Source organism: Paraburkholderia sp. SIMBA_053 (assembly GCF_046534895.1).
Lineage (GTDB): Bacteria > Pseudomonadota > Gammaproteobacteria > Burkholderiales > Burkholderiaceae > Paraburkholderia > Paraburkholderia caledonica.
The window spans coordinates 1,008,325-1,030,042 of sequence record NZ_JAWRXU010000002.1; the positions used below are offsets into that span (position 1 = coordinate 1,008,325).

General features: G+C 63.4%; 17 protein-coding genes. 6 read left to right on the top strand and 11 right to left on the bottom strand.

What is annotated here, in order from left to right; all coding sequences use genetic code 11:
* Positions 1–8: 8 nt before the first annotated feature.
* The gene (locus SB753_RS11030; protein WP_020066120.1) at positions 9–1,880 is read right to left on the bottom strand and encodes an amidohydrolase; all 1,872 of its coding nucleotides are present in this window, start codon (positions 1,878–1,880) and stop codon (positions 9–11) included.
* 363 nt (positions 1,881–2,243) lie between these two features.
* Between SB753_RS11030 and SB753_RS11035 the strand changes: the two genes are divergently transcribed.
* The 4 genes from SB753_RS11035 to SB753_RS11050 all read left to right on the top strand — a co-directional run bounded on the left by SB753_RS11035 (position 2,244) and on the right by SB753_RS11050 (position 8,392).
* Positions 2,244–2,762, top strand: a complete 519-nt coding sequence (locus SB753_RS11035; protein ID WP_020066121.1) for a Dps family protein — start codon at positions 2,244–2,246, stop codon at positions 2,760–2,762.
* A 352-nt stretch (positions 2,763–3,114) separates the two neighbouring features.
* On the top strand, positions 3,115–3,936 hold the full coding sequence (locus SB753_RS11040) for an alpha/beta hydrolase (RefSeq protein ID WP_310359333.1): 822 nt from the start codon (positions 3,115–3,117) through the stop codon (positions 3,934–3,936).
* A gap of 443 nt (positions 3,937–4,379) precedes the next feature.
* Positions 4,380–5,294: a helix-turn-helix domain-containing protein gene (locus tag SB753_RS11045; protein WP_410800189.1), complete on the top strand. Its 915-nt coding sequence runs from the start codon at positions 4,380–4,382 to the stop codon at positions 5,292–5,294.
* Positions 5,295–5,470: 176 nt separating this feature from the next.
* Positions 5,471–8,392 (top strand): ATP-binding protein, encoded by a 2,922-nt coding sequence (locus SB753_RS11050; protein ID WP_410800190.1) that lies wholly within the window; start codon positions 5,471–5,473, stop codon positions 8,390–8,392.
* A 49-nt stretch (positions 8,393–8,441) separates the two neighbouring features.
* Here SB753_RS11050 and SB753_RS11055 read toward each other — a convergent pair whose 3' ends face one another.
* The 4 genes from SB753_RS11055 to SB753_RS11070 form a co-directional block, all read right to left on the bottom strand.
* Positions 8,442–10,289, bottom strand: a complete 1,848-nt coding sequence (locus SB753_RS11055) for an HAD hydrolase family protein (protein WP_410800191.1) — start codon at positions 10,287–10,289, stop codon at positions 8,442–8,444.
* 54 nt (positions 10,290–10,343) lie between these two features.
* Positions 10,344–11,399, bottom strand: coding sequence for a glycosyltransferase family 4 protein (locus tag SB753_RS11060; RefSeq protein WP_410800192.1), 1,056 nt, complete (start codon positions 11,397–11,399; stop codon positions 10,344–10,346).
* A gap of 162 nt (positions 11,400–11,561) precedes the next feature.
* Positions 11,562–11,828, bottom strand: a complete 267-nt coding sequence (locus SB753_RS11065) for a hypothetical protein (protein WP_020066128.1) — start codon at positions 11,826–11,828, stop codon at positions 11,562–11,564.
* 34 nt (positions 11,829–11,862) lie between these two features.
* Entirely contained in the window at positions 11,863–12,162 is a 300-nt protein-coding gene (locus SB753_RS11070; protein WP_408414906.1) for a DUF2934 domain-containing protein, read from the bottom strand.
* Positions 12,163–12,459: 297 nt separating this feature from the next.
* Here SB753_RS11070 and SB753_RS11075 point away from each other — a divergent pair, with 297 nt between their 5' ends.
* The gene (locus SB753_RS11075; protein WP_020066130.1) at positions 12,460–13,185 is read left to right on the top strand and encodes a DeoR/GlpR family DNA-binding transcription regulator; all 726 of its coding nucleotides are present in this window, start codon (positions 12,460–12,462) and stop codon (positions 13,183–13,185) included.
* 99 nt (positions 13,186–13,284) lie between these two features.
* On the opposite strand, the gene SB753_RS11080 is transcribed toward SB753_RS11075, so the two are convergent.
* Positions 13,285–14,319, bottom strand: a complete 1,035-nt coding sequence (locus SB753_RS11080; RefSeq protein WP_087754723.1) for an ABC transporter permease — start codon at positions 14,317–14,319, stop codon at positions 13,285–13,287.
* On the opposite strand from SB753_RS11080, the gene SB753_RS11085 reads away from it, so the two are divergent.
* A complete protein-coding gene (locus tag SB753_RS11085) occupies positions 14,306–14,434 on the top strand; it encodes a hypothetical protein (protein WP_310066135.1) in 129 nt (42 codons plus the stop codon). The two genes, SB753_RS11080 and SB753_RS11085, sit on opposite strands and share 14 nt — an antisense overlap.
* Here the strand turns inward: SB753_RS11085 and SB753_RS11090 are convergent.
* The 5 genes from SB753_RS11090 to SB753_RS11110 form a co-directional block, all read right to left on the bottom strand.
* Positions 14,407–15,954, bottom strand: a complete 1,548-nt coding sequence (locus SB753_RS11090) for a sugar ABC transporter ATP-binding protein (RefSeq protein ID WP_410800193.1) — start codon at positions 15,952–15,954, stop codon at positions 14,407–14,409. The two genes, SB753_RS11085 and SB753_RS11090, sit on opposite strands and share 28 nt — an antisense overlap.
* A 60-nt stretch (positions 15,955–16,014) precedes the next feature.
* Positions 16,015–17,019 carry an autoinducer 2 ABC transporter substrate-binding protein gene (locus SB753_RS11095; RefSeq protein ID WP_020066133.1) on the bottom strand — a complete coding sequence of 335 codons (1,005 nt, stop codon included), beginning with the start codon at positions 17,017–17,019 and terminating at the stop codon, positions 16,015–16,017.
* Positions 17,020–17,120: 101 nt separating this feature from the next.
* Positions 17,121–18,194, bottom strand: coding sequence for an ABC transporter permease (locus tag SB753_RS11100; RefSeq protein WP_410800194.1), 1,074 nt, complete (start codon positions 18,192–18,194; stop codon positions 17,121–17,123).
* A gap of 34 nt (positions 18,195–18,228) precedes the next feature.
* Positions 18,229–19,191 carry a ribokinase gene (rbsK, locus tag SB753_RS11105; RefSeq protein WP_410800195.1) on the bottom strand — a complete coding sequence of 321 codons (963 nt, stop codon included), beginning with the start codon at positions 19,189–19,191 and terminating at the stop codon, positions 18,229–18,231.
* A gap of 138 nt (positions 19,192–19,329) precedes the next feature.
* Positions 19,330–21,717, bottom strand: coding sequence for an aldehyde dehydrogenase family protein (locus SB753_RS11110; RefSeq protein ID WP_410800196.1), 2,388 nt, complete (start codon positions 21,715–21,717; stop codon positions 19,330–19,332).
* Between the last annotated feature and the right edge of the window lies 1 nt (position 21,718).

A 21,718-nucleotide genomic window follows, 5' to 3' on the forward strand; every position in this document is an offset into this window, starting at 1 on the left:
GCCGCGCGTCAGAACGCGAAGCAGCTGCAGCCGAGCGCACCCCAGAAGCCATTCGAATCGCTGACGGGCACGTTCTTGCGCCATGCCCAGCCATGCGCATGTGCATGCACGCCGCACAGATTCACGCAGCCGTCCACGCAGGCGACGGCGGTCGGCTTATAGCGGCTATAGCCGCCGAACTCCGCCACCGGCGACCACGATGGGCTCACTGGCAGATCGGGCGGTGCGAGCGGCGCGAACTCGTCGGCCGCATAGACGACCTTGCCGCCCACCACCGTCATTACCGATTCGAGGTATTTGATGCTGGTTTCCTCGACGCTGAAGTAGTCGTCGCTCAGCACGGCGAAGTCGGCGAAGTGGCCCGGCATGAGCGCGCCCTTGCGGTCGTCTTCATTCGAGAACCAGGCGCTGCCGACCGTATAGCGGCGCAGCGCTTCCATGCGATCGAGCTTGTTCGCGCTCGAATACATTGCCGTGCCGCCAACCGTCTTGCCCGACACCATCCAGTACAGCGAGACGAACGGATTGAAACTGGCGACGCGCGTGGCGTCCGTGCCCGCGCCGACCGGCAGACCCGCGTCGAGCATCTGGCGGATCGGCGGCGTGTGCTTGACTGCCTCTTCGCCGTATTGCTGGATGAAGTACTCGCCCTGATACGCCATCCGGTGCTGGATCGCGATGCCGCCGCCGAGCGCGCGCACCCGCTCGATGTTCTTCTGCGTGATGGTCTCGCAATGGTCGAAGAACCAGCGCAGGCCGTCGAACGGAATGTCCGCGTTCACGCGCTCGAACACGTTGAGAAAGCGCTCGATCGACTCGTTGTAAGTGGCATGCAGACGGAACGGCCAGCGGTTCGCGACGAGCAACCGGACCACGGCCTCGAGTTCGGCTTCGAGCGTGTCGGGCAGATCGGGCCGCGGTTCCAGGAAGTCTTCGAAGTCCGCGGCGGAAAAGACGAGCATCTCGCCCGCGCCGTTCACGCGCAGGAAGTCGTCGCCTTCGCCGGGCTTCGTCATCTTCACCCACTTCGCGAAGTCTTCGATTTCCTTCTTCGCGTTCTGCGTGAAAAGGTTATAGGCGATTCGCACGGTCAACTCATTGTGCTTCGCCATTTCCATGATGACCGCGTAGTCGTCCGGATAAGCCTGGTAGCCGCCGCCCGCGTCGATTGCGCTAGTCACGCCGAGCCGGTTCAACTCGCGCATGAAGTGACGCGTCGAATTGCGCTGGTCTTCCAGCGCGAGCTTCGGGCCTTTGGCGAGCGTCGCGTAAAGCAGACCGGCGTTGGGCCGCGCGATCAGCATGCCGGTCGGATTGCCGCGCTTGTCGCGCTGGATCTCGCCGCCCGGCGGATTGGGCGTGTCTTTCGTATAGCCGACCGCACGCAGCGCCGCCGCATTCAGAAGCGCGCTGTCGTACAGATGCAGGATGAAGACCGGTGTATCCGGCGCGATCGCGTTGATCTCTTCGAGCGTCGGGCCGCGCCGCTCGGCGAACTGGAATTCGTTCCACCCGCCCACCACGCGAACCCACTGCGGCGCGGGCGTGCGGGCCACCTGCTTGCGCAACATGTCGAGCGCGTCCGCGAGCGACGGCACGCCGTCCCAGCGCAACTCCATGTTGAAGTTCAGACCGCCGCGAATGATGTGCAGATGCGAGTCGTTCAGACCCGGAATGACCGTGCGGCCTTTCAGGTCGACATGGCGAGTGGCGTCGTTCACGTGACGCATCACGGCATCGCGCGAGCCAGCGGCGATAACGCGGCCATTCGCGACGGCGAGCGAATCGGCGAACGAGCGCTTCTCGTCCTGCGTCGCGATCTTGCCGTTGAAGAAGACGACCTCGGCCGGGGTGAATCCGGGTGACAGGTCTTTGGACATGGCGGGCTCCGTGAGAGAAAGGACAGGCAGGCTGATGAGACGTGCCGCGCTCGCCTGGATGGCGAGTCGAACTGGGAGGCAGTCTATCGACGGCGCTTTGCCAGGTCCTTGTCGAAGCCCTTAATAGTTCTTAATGCAAGTTCTTAATGCTGGTTGGTGAGCTGGTTCCTGCTGCCGGTTCTCAAAACGGTTCCTGTCGCGTCCGCGAAAACAATCGCGGCGAGTGGCGCATGCGCCTCAGAAGTTTTCATTATTTTTGCAGGACTTTATGCACGTGCTCTTCCTACACTGGCTGTGCGCTCAATGGGCATATGAACGGGCACGCTCGCAGCGCCACTCACCACCCTCGATCAAGGACTCGCCATGAAAGACCTAAAGCAGGCAGCGGCGCATCGCGCGGCATCGCTCAGGACGCCGACCCGCCTTACCGAAGACGCGACTCGTGACATCGCCGCCGCATTGACCACCCTGCTCGCCGATGTATTCGCGCTGTATCTGAAGACAAAGAACTTTCACTGGCATATGTCCGGGCCGTACTTCCGCGACTATCACCTGCTGCTCGACGACCAGGCGAACCAGATCTACGCGACGACCGATCCGATCGCGGAGCGCGCCCGCAAGATCGGCGGCAAAACGCTGCGCTCGGCCGGCCACATCACGAAGCTGCAACGTATCGCCGATAACGACGCCGACTTCGTCACGCCCGGCGACATGCTCGCGGAACTGCGCGAGGACAACCTGGCGCTCGCCGGCTATATGCGCGAAACGCATTCGTTGTGCGATGAATACGGCGACGTCGCGACTGCGAGCCTGCTCGAAAACTGGATCGACGAAGCGGAGCAGCGCGTGTGGTTCCTGTTCGAGTCGGGACGCCACGACTGATAGCGCACTGGCCTCTCCAGCGCGCGCCACTGGCGGCACACGTTCAGTCACCCGCCTTAACAACAATTAAGCAATCTGAAAGTACGGGGAATATTCGCGCCCGTAGGATTCGCAACTCTGCGATGCCGCGTCACGTTGCGCCGGCACGCACATCACAACGTCACAGGCACGGAGAAAAAATTTGGCCAACTCATCCGCAATTCCATCGGCGAACCGCCGCCAGCTGCTCGCAGCAGGCGCAGGTGCGGCCGTTGCCGCTATCGCAGCGCCGGGCGTCGCGCTAGCGGCAACGGCCGGCGGCAGCAGCCATGCGGGCAATTCTTCTCACTCAAAGCACGGAGAGCGACACACCATGAACACGGTCACGACCAGGGACGGCACGCGCATTTTCTTCAAGGACTGGGGTTCGGGTAAGCCGGTCGTCTTTTCGCACGGCTGGCCGCTCGATGCGGACGCATGGGACGCGCAGATGCTGTTCCTCGTGCAGAAAGGCTACCGTGTGATCGCTCATGACCGCCGTGGCCATGGCCGCTCAGACCAGCCGTCGCACGGCAACGACATGGACACCTACGCGGACGATCTGGCCGCCGTGATCGAGGCGCTCGACCTGAAGGAAGCCACGCTCGTCGGCCATTCGACGGGCGGTGGCGAGGTCGCTCACTACATTGGCCGCCACGGCACGTCGCGCGTTGCCAAGGCCGTGCTGATCGGCGCCGTGCCGCCGATCATGGTCAAGACGGAAGCCAATCCGAACGGCTTGCCGATGTCCGTGTTCGACGGCATTCGCGCGAACGTGGCGGCGAACCGCTCGCAGTTCTACAAGGACCTGGCGGTGCCGTTCTACGGCTTCAATCGTCCGAACGCGAAAATTTCGCAAGGCACGATCGACGAATTCTGGCGCGAAGGCATGCTCGGCTCGATCAAAGGCCAGTATGAGTGCATCAAGCAGTTCTCCGAGGTCGACTACACCGCGGACCTGAAGAAGATCGACGTGCCCACGCTGATCCTTCACGGCGACGACGACCAGATCGTGCCAATCGACGACTCGGCCCGTCTGTCGGCCAAGCTCGTGAAGAATGCGACGCTGAAGGTCTATGCCGGCGCACCGCACGGCATGTGCACGACGCAAGCGGACAAGGTCAACGCCGATCTGCTCGAATTCCTGCAGAGCTAAACCTGGCGGGCGCGCCGCGTTCCAGCGGCGCCGCCCCTGCTTTTCCCTTCGCGTCTGCATTCTTTTGACGCAGATTGCCGCCGCGCGAAGCGCCGATGCGATCGGCTCCGAATTGCGAGGCCGATTAATAGAAGCGTCACGAATACATGAATGCCGCGACGCGAAACCTCCGAGCGAAAATCCGTTACGGCAATATGTCGATCACAAAAATAAATCGCGTTGCTTTTTGAGCGTCGATCATTTGTGATAAGCAGCAAAGCTCCGAAGGCCGGGGCTCACGTAATTCTTATGATGTTTGGTGCTTATTATTTGAGCGCACATTATTTTATCGACGTTTCCCAACCTCGGGAAAACCCGGCATAATGACAAATAACTTACAAATGATAAGTTTTGAGTAACGACTAACGGCAGTTGAGGCGCTGCGACGACCCGAGGTGACGAACATGTTCAACGATATTCATGCATCCGCCGCCACGGCCGCACGTCCTAAAGACTCCCTCGGGTGTCTGTCGAGTCAGCTGCGCGAGGACCTCGAACTCGACACCGGCGAGTTCAAGTTTTACCGCAAATGCACGTTGGGCAGCGACACGAGTCCCGTCACAATGGACGGCTCGGGCCGTGGTTTTCTGATTGGCGTATCGCTGCAAACAGGACACCGCCGGCGCATCTATTCGCAACATCGCTGGGTCACGCACGAGTTCGAGCGCGACTGCGTCTACGTCCGCGATTTCGCCGACGACTACCGCGCCGAACTGCTTGGCGGCTTCGACTTCGTACTGATCGAACTGTCGCGCAATTTTGTCAGCGACGCCTGCCACGAGCGCGGCGGCAGCGGCCTTGCGCGCATCGCAACGGTTGCGGGCCGCAAAGACCCGGTGCTCGGACATCTCGCGCAGGTGCTCGCGCTCACGCTCGATGCGCAAAGCGAAGCAAGTCCGCTTTTCATCGAACAACTCGGCGTGACCATCGGCACGCATCTGCTTGATCGCTACGGCGAGGCCTCGCGTCGGTCGAACCGCAACAACCGGGGCCTGTCCGCGTTGCAGGAAGCCCGCGCAAAAGAGATGCTGCTCGCCAGATCTCAGGGCAATGTGTCTATTGAAGAGATCGCGAGTGCGTGCAATCTGTCGCGCAGTTACTTCATTCAAGCATTTCGCGAGACCACGCAGCGCACGCCGCATCAATGGTTGCTGGAGCGGCGTATCGACCAGGCTCGCGAGCTTCTCAAGCACTCGAACCATTCGCTTTCGGAGATCGGCATGGCTTGCGGCTTTTCCGATCAGAGTCATTTCACGCGCACGTTCTCGCAGCTCGTCGGCATGCCGCCAGGACATTGGCGTCGTGAGGCTTGCCGATAGACGGTCAGCGATTTCGACACCACCCATTTTTCACGGTGCGCAGCCCATGCAAATGGACTTTCGTACAAAGCATCGCACTAACCGACAAGACTCGCACGATTTGATACGGTAACTTCCGTCTTGTCGTACTGCAGGTTCTTCTCACCAAGCACGTTGTCCCGGAAGTTGAAAACGACATGATTGAACTAGGCCGCTTTCAAATCGATCTGGAACTGCGCACCTTATGGCGTGACGGCGAACGTGTGCCGCTCGGCTCGCGCGCCTTCGAGATTCTCGCAATGGTCGTCAAGGCCGGCGGACGCCTCGTCACGAAAGACGAGTTGATGGACGCCGTATGGCCGGATACCATCGTCGAAGAAAATAATATTCAGGTGCATTTGTCTGCACTGCGCAAGATTCTCGGCGCGGACCGCGATCTGATTCTGACCGTGCCTGGCCGCGGCTATCAACTCGTGCAACGGCATCGAGCCGCCAGCACCGCGACGCCGCCAATGCCTTTGCCCGCCGGGCGCCCTCTTCCGCCTCCGCGCATGCCACTCGTCGGGCGCGACACGGCCATCGCTCAAATCCGCTCGATGCTCGAACACACGCGCGTGCTGACGCTAGCCGGCGCCGGCGGCATCGGCAAGACGAGCCTCGCTATTGAAGCAGCCCGTCATGCCGCCGCAGATTTCGCGGAGCCCGTGTGGTTCGTTGAACTGGCCACGCTCGGCACGCGCGACGAAGTGCTGGCCGCCACCGCGCAAGGCTGCGGGTTGCCCGTCGAACACGGGACGCCGGGCCTCGCGCAAATCGCCTTGGTGCTGGCAGACCAGCGCCGTCTGCTCGTGCTCGATAACGCCGAACACGTGGTCGAGCACGTCGCTGAAATGGTCGAGGCATTGGTCGCTGCCAACGCGAATTTGCGAGTGCTCGTAACGAGCCGCGAGCCGTTGCGCATCATGGCCGAAGCGATTCTGCGGGTCGAGCCGCTCGACGTCCCGCAGCCTGGCTGCCTTGACGCGCAGATTCTGCAGCAATCCGCTGTCAGCCTGTTTTTGCTGCGCGCCAACTCGCTGCAGCGCGAAGTCGCCGCGGATAGCGCGGAGCTGCGGCTCGTCGGCGAAATATGCCGGCGTCTGGACGGCATTCCGCTTGCGCTCGAACTGGCGGCGGCGCGCGTGGTGACGCTCGGCGTGGTTGGTGTGCATCAACGGCTCGACGACCGCATGGCGATACTCGCGGGCGGCTATCGTACGGCGTTGCCGCGCCACCAGACCTTGCGCGCGACGTTCGACTGGAGCTTTGCGCTGCTCGATTCGGATTCGCAAGCGCTTTTCAGACGAACCGCGGTATTCGGCGGCGTCTTCAGCTTTGAAGCAATGTGCGCGGTCGCATGCGACGCGTCGCTGACGGTGGCCGATGCGATCAGCGCGATCAGCGAACTGCTTGCCAAGTCGCTCGTGAATGTTGAGTTCGACGGCCCCGTGGCGCGCTACCGTCTGCTGGAATCGACGCGTGCGTATGCGCTCGAAAAGCTGCAGGCCGAAGGCGAGCGGCAGGACATGGCCTTGCGCCACGCGCGCTATCTGTCGCAATGTTTCATGGCACACACGGCGCAAACGGTGGGTGGCAACGCGGATAGCGCCGCGGTCCTCAGGCACACGTTCGACGACGCACGCACCGCGGACGACTGGGCGTTTTCCGCCGACGGCGATGTGCACCTGGGCATCGAACTCGCATCGAATCTCACGGGTGCGCTGCTCGACAATGGAATGATCGCGGAATGCTGTGAGCGCGCAAGCCGCGCGGTCGATGCATTGGACACGCTGCCCGCCGGCAGCGTCGATGCGCTCGGCGAGATGCGCGTACGCGCGGCGTTGGCTTCCGCGCTGCCGCACGTGCGCGGCGCTGTGTCGACGTCTGAGCAGTTGTGGCGCAATGTTCTCAAGCTCGCGACCGAACACGGTGACGCAGCATTTCAGGCACGCTCGCTCTGGGGCTTGTGGACCACCATGATTTCGAGCGGCAACATCCACGAGTCGATGCAGTTCGCGAAGCGCTTGCGGCAGCTCGCGCACGCTCGCGCGAACCCGTGGCAGGAAACGCTGGCCGATCAGATTGTCGCGATTTCGCTGCATTGCCTCGGCCGACATGCCGAGGCGAAAGCAGAACTGCTGCGCACGCGCGACCGCTTTGCAGAACTCGAATACAGCGGGCAGCGCGACAACACGATCGCCGTCCATCCGCTTGTCTACTGCAACGGGACGCTCGCGCGCATTGCGTGGCTCGAAGGACATTGTGGCGAGGCGATGAAGCTCGTCGATACGCTCGTCGGCCTCGTGCGCCCCGACATCATGGAGCCGTTGCTCACGCACACGCTCGGCGCCTCGGCTGCGCCGCTCGCGCTGATGTGCGGCGACCTCAAGCGCGGCGCGGTATATCTGGAGATCATGCGCTCGCAGGCGGCGCTGCATGGCCTCGATGTCTGGCGCGACTACTGCAACTGTCTGTGCGCGTATCGCGACATTCTCGGCGGCGACCAGCAGCGCGGCATCGCGCTGCTGGAAACTTCGCTCAATGCGCTCATCGAGCGTGGTTTCCGGCGCCTCATCACGCTCTTCATCAGCGCCTATGCCGAGGCGCTCGTGGCCGCCGGACGTATCGACGAAGCGTCGCGCCGGCTCACCGATACGCTGCAGTTTTGCGAGGCCAACGGCGAGATGGTGTTCGCGCCCGAACTGTGGCGCGTGCTCGGAGTCGCCGCGCACGCGCAGCGCAAGCTCGCCGACGCCGAATCGTGCTTCGTCAAGGCGATCGACATGGCGCGTTCACAGGGCGCAAGAATGTGGGAACTGCGCGCGTCGCTGGCACTGGCCGGCTTACGGCAGGAAGACGGTCGCGCTCCCGAAGCACTGCAGATGCTCGAACGCATGGCGCTGTATTTCGATGCACCGTCGAACGCAACCGACGTGCAGCGACTGTTCGATACGCTCGCAACGATGCGCGGCACGAAACACAAGAATACTGCGCCAGTGGTCGCGGTGAATTCCGCGCCGACCGATTCGCCCAGGCGAGGCGCGCGCAAGACGGGCGGGAGCCTTGCACGCGTGGACTAGCCGATGCGTGGCAGATGCCGGTTTATTACGGTATCCGTAACATCTGCCATTACGCCGCGCCATCCTTTTGAGCCGAGGTTTCGGGCTTCAAATCGTCGGGCGCGGATGCGTCGGCCGCCGCAGCATCGCGCTTCGTGGTCAGCACGGCGGGCATCGACGGATTCTCCGGCTGCGTATAGCGTTCCTGCACTGCAGCCTTGATTCGTGCGAGGCTCCCGGCTGCATCGAGCGAAGTGTCCTGCTCGATCTGCCGCGCCTGCGCCGCGAGATCCGGGTCGCCGATTTCCTTTTCGAACCACCGCGAATAGTCGCCCTGCTCGCGGTGATACTGCCAGGTGGCGGCGTCGACGCCCTCCGCGATCTCCACGAACAGCACCAGGTTATGCGCGCGCAGATTCAATGCACGTTCGGGCCCGCGAAAATAGAAACTGCGCTCGGGAATCAACAGCCCTTCCGCGTATTTTCGCCGATGCCTGAGCCGGTGCTTCGTGCCCGGTTCCAGCCGGATCACACCTTCGGGCGCCGGCTCGGTGAGACGCCATAGCAACGCCTCGCCGGGTTGCAGCTGCGTTTGCCCCAGCATGTCGTCGACGTTCGGCACAGTGCGATCCGTCGCCTTTGCGAGTTCCTGCACGGCCTTGGCCGCGCTCGGACCCATTGCGAGCATCAGATTCACCTGGCGCAGGAACGCGCCGTCGAGTTGCTGCGGAGACACCGTGATCGCAAGCGCGGTCTCAAGCGTCTGCGGAATGGTCTGGCTGGCCCCTGCCCATCCAGCGGGAAACAGATGATGCGCCTCGTCGAACACGAGCCAATGCGGCCGCCCGGTTCGCACGCGCAACTGCTGCACTTCGAGCAGTAACGACGCGCAGAACGCGGGCCGCTCGGGCAGCGGCACGCGCAGCAGATTGACGGCCACCGCAGCGCGCGGAGGACGCAGCAGCAACTGCACGACTTCCTCGATCAGCGGGGCGGTGTGCGCATCGCCGACCACGATCGTGTCTTCGTCGTTCTGGTAGTCGCCTTCCGGATCGATGATGCACAACTGCTGGTGCATGCCCGCCAACCGTTCGAGCAGCCCCGCGCAGGCCGTCGACTTGCCGCACCCCGATTCACCGGCGAGCAGCGCTACCGTGCCATGCGCCGCGCAATACTGGTCGGCCGGCTCGCCGCCGTCGCGCGCATGTCCAACAAGGACGCGACTGCGCGGCGTCATGCTCGCCCGTTCACGCAAGTCGTCCTTTACCAGCGCGTCGACCAGTTCGGCGACACCCGCGCCCGCCGCCTGGCTCGTGACCATATCGGCGCGCTCCTTCAGGGCCGGCAGAGCATTGGCAACCGCCACCGAAAAACCGCACGCGTCGAGCAGCGCATGATCGTTCTCGGCGTCGCCTACTCCCGTCACATTGAACGCCGACAGCGCCAGTTCGCTTAACGCCTCCTGCAAGCCGCTTGCTTTCGATATGTCCGGCGAGACGATCATGACCGCCTCGCCGTTGAAGATGATCTGCAAGCCGAGCCCCAGGTCCCGAATCGCGGCGAGCGCGATCTGCTCGGCGGGCTTCATCGTCGCAATGAGCGTTTCGCTGACGCTGAAATGATGCAGGCCGCGACGCCTCAGTTCATCGACGAAAACGGGCGGCGGTGGCGGCGCCAGGAGCCGCCGTGTACCCGTCGACGGCGTATACAACACACCGCCGTTTTCCGCGACCACCCGCGAGAACATGTCGAGCCGCGGGCAGACGGCGAGCAGGTCGTCCATCTCCCTGCCGCTCACGAGGATCGCCTGGCGGCCCGAGGCGCGCAGGCGCTCGAGCGCGTCCCACGTTGCGTCGGCGACGCGTCCGTCGGGTGCGAGGGTGTTGTCGTAGTCGGTCGCAATGGCAAGAAATCGCATGAAAGACGCTCCGTAGTCCTGTTTCGCTGTTTCGCTGTTTCGTTCCGGCTTGCTTCAGTCGTTCTGCCCGGATTGCGCGCCGCGAGTGCCGCGCAGCATCGCTTCGTAAATGCGCGAGTACTGATCGACCATCCGCTCGACGGTGAAGCGGCGCTCGAATGCCGCCCGGCATGCAGCGCGGTCGATCGTGTCGATCTCCGCGAGCGCGGCCACTGCTTCGTCGACGGAATCGACGAGGAAACCGGTCACGCCGTGTTCGACTATTTCCGGCGCGGCGCCGTTGTTGAACGCGATCACGGGCGTGCCGCAGGCGAGCGCTTCGATCATCACGAGGCCGAATGGCTCGGGCCAGTCGATGGGGAACAGTAACGCGCGTGCCTGCCCGAGAAAGTCGTTTTTGCGCGCGTCGTCGACTTCCCCGCAGTACTCGACGTGCGGCAACTCGAAGAGGCTCGCAATCTCCTGCTCGAAATACTCGCGGTCATCGTGGGCGATTTTGGCGGCGATGCGTAACGGCAGGCCCGCGCGCCGCGCGATTTCTATTGCGCGGTCGGGCCGCTTGGCCGGCGAGATGCGACCGAGAAACGCCACGTAATCGCCTGGCTCTTCATGAAAGCGCAGCAGATCGGCGGGCAAGCCATGATGGACGGTCGCGCGCCAGTCGAGCCATGGAAGCGGCGCGCGCTGGGCCTCGGAAATCGACACCACCGGCATGTCGGCGAACTGGTGGTATAGCGCGCTCAAGCCGGGTACGTCGAGTCGCCAGTGCAAGGTGGTTAGCGACGCGCATCCCAATCGCCGCGCGAATGGAAAGCTCGTGTAGTCGGTGTGAAAATGGACGAGGTCGAAGTCATCCGCGCGCCGTACCACTTCCTCGAGCATCGCGAAGTGAAACGCCTGCGCGTCGGCCGTATCTTCAATCAGGCGAATCGCACAATCGCTGCCCGAGACGAGTCGTGCCCGGGTGCGGGAATCGCCGGTTGCAAACAGCGTGACGTCGTGGCCCAGGGAGACAAGGCCGTCCACTAGCCATGCCACCACCCTTTCCACGCCGCCATAAGCGACGGGCGGCACCCGCTCGTACAACGGTGACACCTGGGCGATGCGCATGCGTTGCTCCGCTCGACGAACCGATGCGTAGCGCGCCGCATCGCGCATGCCCGGCAATGTCGCGTGTGAGCCGCCGCGATTGTCGTCGTTGGAAGATCGTCGTCGTTGGAAAAATGTACCGGTCGACGATGAAATTTAAACGTTGTGGCGGGTTACGGGCAGCTAGGCGATCGGGCCGCTGTAGCCGTCGGCGGGCGACGCGGGCTCCACTCGCTCGACATGCTCGTCGATCCAGTCCGTCGCCCGTTCGCGCGCGAACTCGATCGCCTCATGCTCGTCGACGAAATCGCGATGAAACTCCATATCGTGCGTATCGTCGCTCGAACTCACGGCGCCTTCCGTCACTTCGATCCTCGCCTGCGCGACAATCGCGCCGTCGTCGACGCCTGCCGTGACGTGAACGATGCAGCCTCCATATTCAAAGTCCATGATGTCTTCTCCCGCGTGTAGTGGTTGTGCCGCGCTAGCCGCGCTTCGCGCTGCCGTTGCCGCGCGTCTTCGCGGAGGTGGAGGGCTGCGCGGTGTCCAATGCTTCCGCGCTCTCGTCGTCGATTGCTTCCGCCGCGCGTCGGCCCTTGCCCGACTGTTCCGCCGCAACCGGCGGCTCGGCGTCGCCCGCGTCGCCTTCCGCTTCGATCTGTGCCTGCGCGCGCAGCCAGTAATCGTCGGGCCGTCCTTCGGGCGAGCCGTCGCTCTCCCACAACTCATACGCGCGCTTGCGAATTCGGTCCTCTACTGTCGGTTCGACCGGTAAGCCTGACATTGCAATCTCCATACGGGTTGTGAGTCGCGGTTGTGAGTCGGGGTTGTGAGTCGGGGTTGTGAGTCCACCCACGCGCGCCACGCGGCGGCCGCGCCCGTGACGCAGCAAAGCACGTTCCCATGTGTTAAACGGTGAGGTTCGACGCCGCGAGTCGCAGATGCTCGCAAGCACTTGCCAGGATTCACACCGACTCGCGCGCTTGCGCGCTCGCCGTAGCACCGGCCAGTTGTTATAATTCTTTCAGCAGTTCTGATTCAAATATAACGCCGCTCACACTGCCCACGCGCCAGGATTCCCATGCCGAAACCCGATCGTCTTCGCGCTCTCGCCGATGCCTTGACGAGGCAAAACGTGATGCGTCTGCGCGACGCCGCGGCTTTGCTGGGCGTGTCCGAAATGACGGTGCGCCGCGACATCGCGGCCAACTCGGATCGCTTCACGTATCTCGGCGGCTACATCGTCAGCGCGACCGACGTGCCGAACAACGCCGGCTATTCGCTCGAACAGGAAAAGGACCACTTCGCGCAGGCCAAGGCGGAGGCGTCGTCAATCGCCGCGGGGCTTATCGGCAACAACGAAACGCTTTTTATCGACTGCGGCACGACGCTCACCACGCTCGCGCGGCTCATTCCGCCCGAGCGGCATGTCACAGTGGTGTGCTATTCGTTGAACGTGGCCGAGATTTTGCGGCGCAAACCGAATGTGCGGATGATCCTGCTAGGCGGCGTGTACGTGCCTTCGTCGGATTCGTTTGCGGGCGAGGAAAGCCTGGAGATGCTGCGCCGCATGGGCATCAACAAGGCGTTTATTTCAGCAGGCGGAGTGGACCCCGCGCGCGGCGTGACCTGCTGGAATTTTCACGAAGTCGCGTTGAAGCAGGCCGCAATGGCGAGCGCTGTCGAACGGCACCTGGTGGTGGACATGAGCAAGTTCGGCGTCGTCAAGGCCGTGCGGTTCTCGCAGGTGGACGACTTCGATTCGATCATCACCGAGCGCGGCCAGGAGCACCGCAAGCGCAGATAGCGCACACGTTACGTCTCGTTATGCGTCCGCTGCGTTCTCATTTACAGCGCTGCGCTTCGATACATGAGAAGCGCAGCGCGTGTCCAGCCAAAAAGACGCTCAGCGCTTGCGTTGCAGCGCGAAAAGCGTTCCGGCAAGCAGAATAAACGCGCCGATAATCACCTTTTGCCAGGTGCTCGGTACGCCGACGAGAATCAGCACGCTCTTGATGAGCGTGACCAGCACCACACCTAGCAGCGTTCCCACCACCGTACCCGTGCCGCCCGTAATGCGGGCGCCGCCGAGAATGACTGCGGCGATCACGTCGAGTTCGGAGCCCACCAGATCGAACGGATTCGCGAGGCGGTTGTTCGACACGTGCAGAATGCCCGCGATGCCCGCGAGCATGCCTGTATAACCGAACACGAACAGATGGATCGCGCGCAGGTTGTAGCCGAGCCGCTCAGCAATCGCGAGCGAGCCGCCCATCGCATAGACGGCGCGGCCCATCATCGTGCGATTCAGCAGCCACCATGTGACGACCGCGGCCGCGACCAGCGCGAGGACCGACACGGGCAGCACTGCGCGCAAGCCGTCCGCGGTGTGATAGAAAAATAGCGGAATGCGTCCGAATCGATCCATGCTGTGCGGAATGTTCATGAAGAACGTCGTGCCGATGAACGTCAGCAAAAGCCCGCGATACAGATATTGCGTGCCGATCGTGACGATCAGCGAAGGCGCTTTCAGCCGATGCACGAGCAGTCCGTTCACCATGCCGAGCACGACGCCGCCGAGCGCGCCCGTGACGAGGATCAGTGCGAACGGCGCGTCCGGCCACCAGGCGAACACGGCTTTCGTGATGCCGTACATGGTCAGTGCGGCGATCGCGGTGAACGACACGTCGATGCCGCCAGATGCGAGCACGACGAGCGTGCCGAGCGCGAACAGCGACATCGTGGTCGCCGAATGCAGCAGGTCGAACAGCGTTGCGAACTGGAAAAATCGTGGATTGATTGCGCCGACGATCAGGCACGTCACCACGATCAGCGCAACGGTAAACCACTCGGGGTTGCGCGCGAGCCGCGTGCGCAACCCTGGCGCTTCGACGCTCGGCGCGATTTCGACGACGGTGGGAGTGGTCATGGTCTGCTTCATTGGCGATGCGCTGGGCGGGTCGGTGCGCGGATCGGTGCGCGGATCGATGCGCGACGGGATGCGCGAGTTCATGGCGGTTGACGTCCTCTATGCCGCTTCGGAAAGCAGCGCGTGATACAGATCGGCTTCGCTTAGTTCGTCGGCGCGATATTCTGCGGCCACACGGCCCTTCTTCATCATCAGAATGCGGTCGCAGTTCTGAAGTAGTTCGGGCAAGTCGTCGCTGATCAGAATGATGCCTATACCGCGGTGCGACAGCCGCTGCATGATCCGGTAAATGATGTCCTTGGAGCCCACGTCCACGCCCACAGTCGGTCCATGGAGAATCAGCACGCGCGGGTCGATGGCGAGCCAGCGGCCGATCAGCACGCGTTGCTGGTTGCCGCCCGATAGTGACTGCACCGGTTTGTCGACGCCAGGCGTTGCGATCTGCAACTCCTTCACGGTCTGTTCGGCGAGTGCTTGAGCGCGCGTGCGGTCGATCTGGCCGAAGCGGTCGCGCAGGCTCGAAATCATCGCGGTGATCACGTTGTCGCGAATCGGCTTGTCGAGAAAAAGGCCCTCGTTCAAGCGGTCTTCGGGCACATAGCCGATGCGATGGCGCTTCGCGTCGGAAGGCGTGCGCAGCGCGATCTGCTGCCCGTCGAGCAGCACGTCGCCCGATTGCGCCGGTGCGACGCCCGCCAGCGCGCGCGCAAGCTCGTTGCGCCCGGAATCGAGCAGCCCGGTCACGCCGAGAATCTCGCCGCCGTGCAGCTTGAACGAGACGTCGCTGAACTGCCCCGCGCGCGTGAAGCCGCGCACGTCGAGCACGATGTCCTGCGCATGCGCGCTCTCGCGGTAACGTTCATTCGACAGATGGCGGCCCGTCATCAGTTCGCTGATCTGCGCCTTGGTGAACTCGGCAATGGGCCCTTGCGCCATTTTCTGCCCGTCGCGCAGCACGATCACTTCGCCGCCGATCGCGTAGCACTCGTCGAGCTTGTGACTGACGAACAGCACCGTCACGCCTTGCGCGCGGAGGTTCGCGAGCACTGCAATCAGATTGTCGACTTCTTTTTGCGTGAGCGACGTAGTGGGCTCGTCCATGATGACGAACTTCGCCTCGCTCGCAATCGCGCGGGCAATGGCGACTAGCTGGCGCGTCGCAAGCGGCAATTGCTCGATCAGCGTCGATTGAAACTCGCTGTTGCCGGGCAGGCCCACGGCTTCGAGCGCGCGTGCGGCGGTGGCGGCGAGTACGCGGCGATCGAAGGTACGCGCGAGCCGTCCTTCGTGTGTCGCAAGCTCCGACGTGAGCGCGACGTTTTCGGCGACGCTCATGTTGGGCAGCAGCGAGAGATCCTGATATACGGTTTCGATGCCGGCGGCGAGCGCTTCGAGCGCGGACAGCCGCGCGTGCGGCACGCCTTCGATAACCAGTTGGCCCTCGTCCGGCGGTTGCGCGCCGGAAATGATCTTGATCAGCGTGCTCTTGCCGCAGCCGTTTTCGCCGAGCAGGTGATAGATCTGCCCGCGCTGGAAAGAGAGACTCACGCCACGCAATGCATGTACGCCGGTAAAGCGCTTATGCACGCCGACCACTTCCAGGAAAGGTTGCGACAACGGCGCGGAAGATACGTCTTGTTGATTCATGATGATCGGTCGCGGTGCCGGGGCGCGCCCACCGGACGCGCCCCGAAGTGAACAACGGAATCAGAACGGATACTGCTTGTAGTTCGACTTGTCGACATTCACCCAGCCCTGGCCGCGCACGATGATGCCCTTGCCCGGACCCTTCGCGACCGTCACCTTCGTGTAGCCGGGAATGCCGAGATCCGCGCCGTTCTCCACGGTCTTGCCGTCCACCAGCATCTTCGCGACCTTGTTCATCGCAATGCCGGCGAGCTTCGGATCCCAGAACGCAATGCCGTTGATCGCGCCGCTTTCGAGGAACTTGCCGGCCTCGGTCGGCAGACCCGTACCGTACACGCAGATCTTGCCCTGCATGCCCGCTTCTTCGACCGCACGGCCAATGCCGATCACATCCAGCGACGACGACCCCTGGAAGCCCTTCAGGTCCGGATGCTTGCGCAGTACTTCTTTTGCGACTTCATAGGCGCGCTCGCCGTCGTTGTTCGTTTCGAGTTTCGGCTCGACCAGATTCATCTTCGCGTATTTGGCCTTTGCGTTGCCGATGCCGCCGTCGGCCCATTGGACCTGCGAGCGGCTACCGAGCGAGCCGACCAGCACGGCCCACTTGCCCTCGTTGTGCATGCACGAAGCAAGGCGTTCATTCAGACCGGCGCCATAAGCGGTGTTGTCGAAGGCCTCGATGTCGACCATCGTGTTCTTCGCGTTGTCCGCTTCATGCGTGACCACCTTGATGCCGCGATCCATCGCCTTCTTCAGCGCCGGTTCGAGCGTCGGCGGATCGTAGGGGACGACGGCGATCGCGTTCACTTTCTTCGCGATCAGGTCTTCGATGATCTTCAGTTGCTGTGCCGCGTCCGCCCGGCCTGGGCCCGTCTGATACGCGGTCACGCCGGGGTTGTCCTTCGCGAACTCCTTGACGCCTTCGTCCATCCGGTTGAACCAGTTGATACCCGTCACCTTGACGACCGTGACAATCGTCTCGTTGGTCGCGGCCTGCGCCGCGGCGATCACGCCCACCGTAAGAGCGGCTGCTGCGAGCGCGGCGCCCAGTCGAGTCAATTTCATGCAAAGTCTCCTTTATCGTTCGATGTCGCCCGTGCTGGCCGTGTCAGCCGTCGCGAACAGGCAGGGCAACCTGTCCGCCTTTACCGAAAACCCGCTATGCGCTACCGCCTCTGCGTCGCGCCCGCACTGCCGGAAGCCGGGGTCTTCGCGGGCTGGGTGGAGCCTCCTCCACCGCCCAGACCGAAGATCGCCCGCACGCGTTCACCGCCGGCGAACGCCAGCGACAGCAGCAGCAAGAAGCCCCAGGCGCAGTCGCCGAAAAACTGCGACACGCCCAGCAGATTGAAGAGGCTCGACAGAAACTGCAGCACCGTCGCCGCGAAGAACACGCAGATAATGCGGCCATGGCCGCCTGCCGGATTCACGCCGCCCATCACCGCAATCAGGATGGCGATCAGCAGATACGAGTTGCCGTAATCCCACTTCGCGCTGGACGTATGCGTCGCGCTGATCAGGCCGGCGAGCGAAGCCAGCACGCCGCACATCGCGTAAGTGGTGATCAGCATGCGCGCGCGCGGAATGCCCGCGTAGAACGCGGCCTTCGGATTCGTGCCCATCAGATAGAGTCGCAAGCCGAATGGACTGCGCTTGAGCAGCCACCCGAGAACGATCACTCCGGCAAGAAAGATGCAGAACGCAATCGGCACCTGCAACACTGTGCCGTTGCCGATGTCCGACAAGGGCTCGACATAATCGACATGCACCGACGCGCCGTTGCTGATCACAACCGCAAAGCCGGTGAATAGCAATTGCGTGCCGAGCGTGCAAAGAATCGGCGTGAGTCTGAGGCGCGCGATCACCACGCCGTTGAGCAGGCCGCCCAGCAACCCCATCATGAGCACGATCGCGCAGAAGAGCGACGTGTACAGCACCGGCGAATCGTCACCGTTGACGAGGCGCGGCACGAGCATCGCAGCGACCATGCCCGACAGGTTCGCGAGCCCGACACCGGACAGGTCGATGCCGCCGTTGCCCGACACCATCGAGAGCATGATGCCGAGCGCGAGCAAGCCGAGTTCCGGCAGTTGCCCGCCCATCGACTGAAGGTTGTCGATGTCGACGAACTGGCCGCGCGAGAGCCACGTCGCGACCAGCACGACGAGCACGTTGACGATCAGCAGAAAATTCAGTTGCCGGTCGGCGAACAGTTTTCCCGCAGCAAACGAAGACTTCATGGCGCTGACGATCTCCCTGACACTGCACGAATGATTACGAAGCCTGCGCTGCCTGAGCCGACTCGCTCAATACACGGTTCACTTCGGCGAGCGTCGGCATTGAAGGCGCCGTGCCCGCGCGCGTGACGGATATGCCCGCGAGCGCGCAGCCGAAACGCATGGCGGAAATCGCATCCTCGCCGCGCGCGATAGCGGCCGCAAAGCCGCCTGTGAAGCCGTCGCCCGCGCCGGCGGTTTCGACCACCGCACCGCACCGGAACGCAGGCAACCATATCGATTGGGTTGCATCATGCAGCAACGCGCCGCCCTCGCCGAGCGTCACGATCACGGTGCCGACGCCTTTCGCGAGCAACACGTCGGCTGCACGCCGCGCATCGTCGACGTTCGCGATCGGCACGCCCGTCAGCGCGGCGGCTTCGGTTTCGTTCGGCGTGATGTAGTCGCACAACGGGAAGATGTCGTCGTCGAGCGGCAATGCAGGCGCAGGATTGAAGACGGTCGTGACGCCATGCTTGCGTGCCACTTCCAGGCCGCGCCGCGCGGCCGCCAGCGGCTGTTCGAGTTGCGTGACGAAGACGCGCGAGCCCGCTATATCGGCTTCGATGGCATCGACGTCGGCCGCGCTCAGCGTCCCCGCCGCGCCCGCAGCAACGATAATGGCGTTCATGCCGGTGGTGTCGTCGACGAAAATATGCGCGGCGCCCGTGGAGACGCCTTCGACCACCGAGGCGCGCGCCGTAATGCCTTCGCGCGCCCATGTTGCTTGTGCAATGGAGCCGAATGCGTCGTTGCCGATGCGCGTGCAGAACACGACCTCCGCGCCCGCGCGTGCCGCGGCGACTGCCTGGTTCGAGCCCTTGCCGCCTGGCCCCATCGCAAATGCGGAGCCCGCAATAGTCTCGCCGACGAGCGGCATGCGCGCCGCACGAAACGTCAGATCGGTCACGTAGATGCCGAGAATGACGACACGTCCGCTCTGTTGTGGCTGCGAGCTCATGAACGCAGCCCTCCTTGCAGGGTGTTCATCGCAGCGCGATGCGGCGCGTGCCGCACCATCTCGTTCTTCAACAGCAGGTAATGAGTGTTCAGCACGTTGTCTCCTCCATTTTCTGGTTGGCGTGCATTGGCTGCGCGGTCAGTCTCCGTACGGTATCCAGATGTTCTTCACCTGCACGGCCTGACGCAGAAACGGCAGGCCTTCGCTTGCACGGTCGAACCAGTCGAACTGGCGGCCGTAGTCGGTGAAGGTGCGCTTCAGGTTGCCGACCGACTCACGCTCGATCAGCGTCGCATCCGCCGCGCTGCCGAAGCACCATACCGCGTCCACGTCGTCGTGCCGGGCGAGCGCCGGCAGCAGCGCTTCCCGTTTGCCCGTGACGATGTTCACTACGCCGCCGGGCACGTCGGACGTCTCGACCACCTGATAAAAGTCCGTCACCGCGAGCGGACACGCCTCGCCCGGCAGCACCACCATGCGATTGCCCATTGCCAGCGCCGGCGCCGCGAGCGAAACGAAAGCAAGCAACGGCGCCTCGTCCGGACATGCGATGCCGATCACGCCGAGCGGCTCGTACATGGCCAGCGCAACACCTCGCAGCGGCGGCGTATGCACTGCGCCATCGAACTTGTCGGCCCACGCCGCGTACGTGAACAGACGCGTGACCGAGGCTTCCACCTCCGCGTGCGCCGCGGCATCCGTCGCGCCGTTTCGCACCGTCAGTTGATGCGCGAATTCGTCTGCCCGCACCGCCAGATTCTCCGCAAGATAGAACAGCACCTGCGCACGGTTATGCGTGCTCGCCTGCGACCACTTTTGCGCCGCGCGCGCCGCTTGCACCGCGTTGCGAATGTCCTTGCGGTTGCCCTCGCCCACTTCGCCAACCCGCGTTCCATCGGGCGCATGAACCGGCAACGAATAGCCGCTGTCCGGACGCACCTGCTTGCCGCCAATAAAGAGCTTGGCCGTGCGGTCGATCAACGCAAGGTTCGAAACCTGACGATCGTCGCTCGCATTCGTCGCCGCGCTAACCGGCTGGCGCTTCGGAAGATTGAGCCACGCACGCGGTTTCAGATATTCGTGAATGCCCTCACGTCCGCCCTCGCGGCCATAGCCCGATTCGCGATACCCGCCAAAACCGACGGCCGCGTCGAACAGGTTCGTCGCGTTGACCCAGACGACGCCCGCCGCAAGCCGCGGCGCGACGTCGAGCGCGCGGCCGATCGTTTCGCTCCACACGCTGGCGGCGAGCCCATAGCGTGAATTGTTCGCGAGCGCGATCGCTTCGTCGGGCGTGCGAAAGCTCATCGTGACGAGCACGGGACCGAAGATCTCTTCCTGTGCAAGAGTGGATGCGGGCGCAACGTTAGTGACGAGCGTTGGCGGATAAAAGCAGCCGTTGGCGGGCAACGCGGTATCCGCTGCCTGCCAGATCGCGCAGCCTTCGCGCCGCCCGGTTTCGACGAGCGAGTGAATCCGCTCCAGTTGCACCGGATCGACGATCGCGCCGATGTCGATGCTCTTGTCGAGCGACGGACCCACACGCAGTGTCTCCATGCGGCGCTTGAGCTTTGCGATGAAGCGTGCCTCGATGCCTTCCTGTACCAGCAGCCGCGAGCCCGCGCAGCACACTTGCCCCTGGTTGAACCAGATGGCGTCGACCACGCCTTCGACCGCACCGTCGAGGTCGGCGTCGTCGAATACGATGAATGGCGATTTGCCGCCGAGTTCGAGCGTCAGCGATTTGCCCGAGCCCGCCGTGACCGAGCGGATCAGCTTGCCAACCTCAGTCGAACCGGTGAACGCAATCTTGTCGACTTGCGGATGCTCGACTAACGCTGCGCCCGTCGACCCGTCGCCGGTGACGACGTTCAGCACGCCTGCCGGCAGGCCGGCCTGATGCGCGAGTTCGGCGAACAGGAGCGCGGTCAGCGGCGTGTATTCAGCCGGCTTCAACACGACGCAATTGCCCGTTGCAATAGCGGGTGCGATCTTCCATGCGAGCATCAGCAGCGGAAAATTCCACGGCACGATCTGGCCGATCACGCCAAGCGGCGCATGATCCGCGAACTCGCTGTCCTGCAACTGCGCCCAACCCGCGTGATGCAAAAAGTGACGCGCGACGAGCGGCACGTCGAGGTCGCGCGTCTCGCGTATCGGCTTGCCGTTATCGAGCGCTTCGAGCACCGCAAAGAGCCGGCTATGCCGCTGCACCATGCGAGCGAGCGCATACAGATGCCGGGCTCGCCCCTTGCCGCCGAGCGCCAGCCAGCCCGGCTGCGCCGCGCGCGCGGCGGCTACTGCGGCGTCGATATCGGCCGCGTCGCCTTGCGCAATATCGGCGAGTCGCTCGCCGCTTGCGGGCGCATGAGAGACGAACTGCGCGCCGCTCGCCGGCGCATGCCACGCGCCGCCGATGAAATGCCCGAAACGCGCTTCATGTTGCGCGAGCCATTGGCGCGCGGGCTGATCGTCCTCGGGTGCGGGACCGTAATCCATCGAAGAAAAATACTCCGCTACGCTCATG

Coding starts and splice junctions, on each gene's coding strand:
- SB753_RS11030 (WP_020066120.1), bottom strand. CDS start 1,880: ATGTCCAAAGACCTGTCACCCGGATTCACCCCGGCCGAGGTCGTCTTC.
- SB753_RS11035 (WP_020066121.1), top strand. CDS start 2,244: ATGAAAGACCTAAAGCAGGCAGCGGCGCATCGCGCGGCATCGCTCAGG.
- SB753_RS11040 (WP_310359333.1), top strand. CDS start 3,115: ATGAACACGGTCACGACCAGGGACGGCACGCGCATTTTCTTCAAGGAC.
- SB753_RS11045 (WP_410800189.1), top strand. CDS start 4,380: ATGTTCAACGATATTCATGCATCCGCCGCCACGGCCGCACGTCCTAAA.
- SB753_RS11050 (WP_410800190.1), top strand. CDS start 5,471: ATGATTGAACTAGGCCGCTTTCAAATCGATCTGGAACTGCGCACCTTA.
- SB753_RS11055 (WP_410800191.1), bottom strand. CDS start 10,289: ATGCGATTTCTTGCCATTGCGACCGACTACGACAACACCCTCGCACCC.
- SB753_RS11060 (WP_410800192.1), bottom strand. CDS start 11,399: ATGCGCATCGCCCAGGTGTCACCGTTGTACGAGCGGGTGCCGCCCGTC.
- SB753_RS11065 (WP_020066128.1), bottom strand. CDS start 11,828: ATGGACTTTGAATATGGAGGCTGCATCGTTCACGTCACGGCAGGCGTC.
- SB753_RS11070 (WP_408414906.1), bottom strand. CDS start 12,162: ATGTCAGGCTTACCGGTCGAACCGACAGTAGAGGACCGAATTCGCAAG.
- SB753_RS11075 (WP_020066130.1), top strand. CDS start 12,460: ATGCCGAAACCCGATCGTCTTCGCGCTCTCGCCGATGCCTTGACGAGG.
- SB753_RS11085 (WP_310066135.1), top strand. CDS start 14,306: ATGGTCTGCTTCATTGGCGATGCGCTGGGCGGGTCGGTGCGCGGATCG.
- SB753_RS11080 (WP_087754723.1), bottom strand. CDS start 14,319: ATGAAGCAGACCATGACCACTCCCACCGTCGTCGAAATCGCGCCGAGC.
- SB753_RS11090 (WP_410800193.1), bottom strand. CDS start 15,954: ATGAATCAACAAGACGTATCTTCCGCGCCGTTGTCGCAACCTTTCCTG.
- SB753_RS11095 (WP_020066133.1), bottom strand. CDS start 17,019: ATGAAATTGACTCGACTGGGCGCCGCGCTCGCAGCAGCCGCTCTTACG.
- SB753_RS11100 (WP_410800194.1), bottom strand. CDS start 18,194: ATGAAGTCTTCGTTTGCTGCGGGAAAACTGTTCGCCGACCGGCAACTG.
- rbsK (WP_410800195.1), bottom strand. CDS start 19,191: ATGAGCTCGCAGCCACAACAGAGCGGACGTGTCGTCATTCTCGGCATC.
- SB753_RS11110 (WP_410800196.1), bottom strand. CDS start 21,717: ATGAGCGTAGCGGAGTATTTTTCTTCGATGGATTACGGTCCCGCACCC.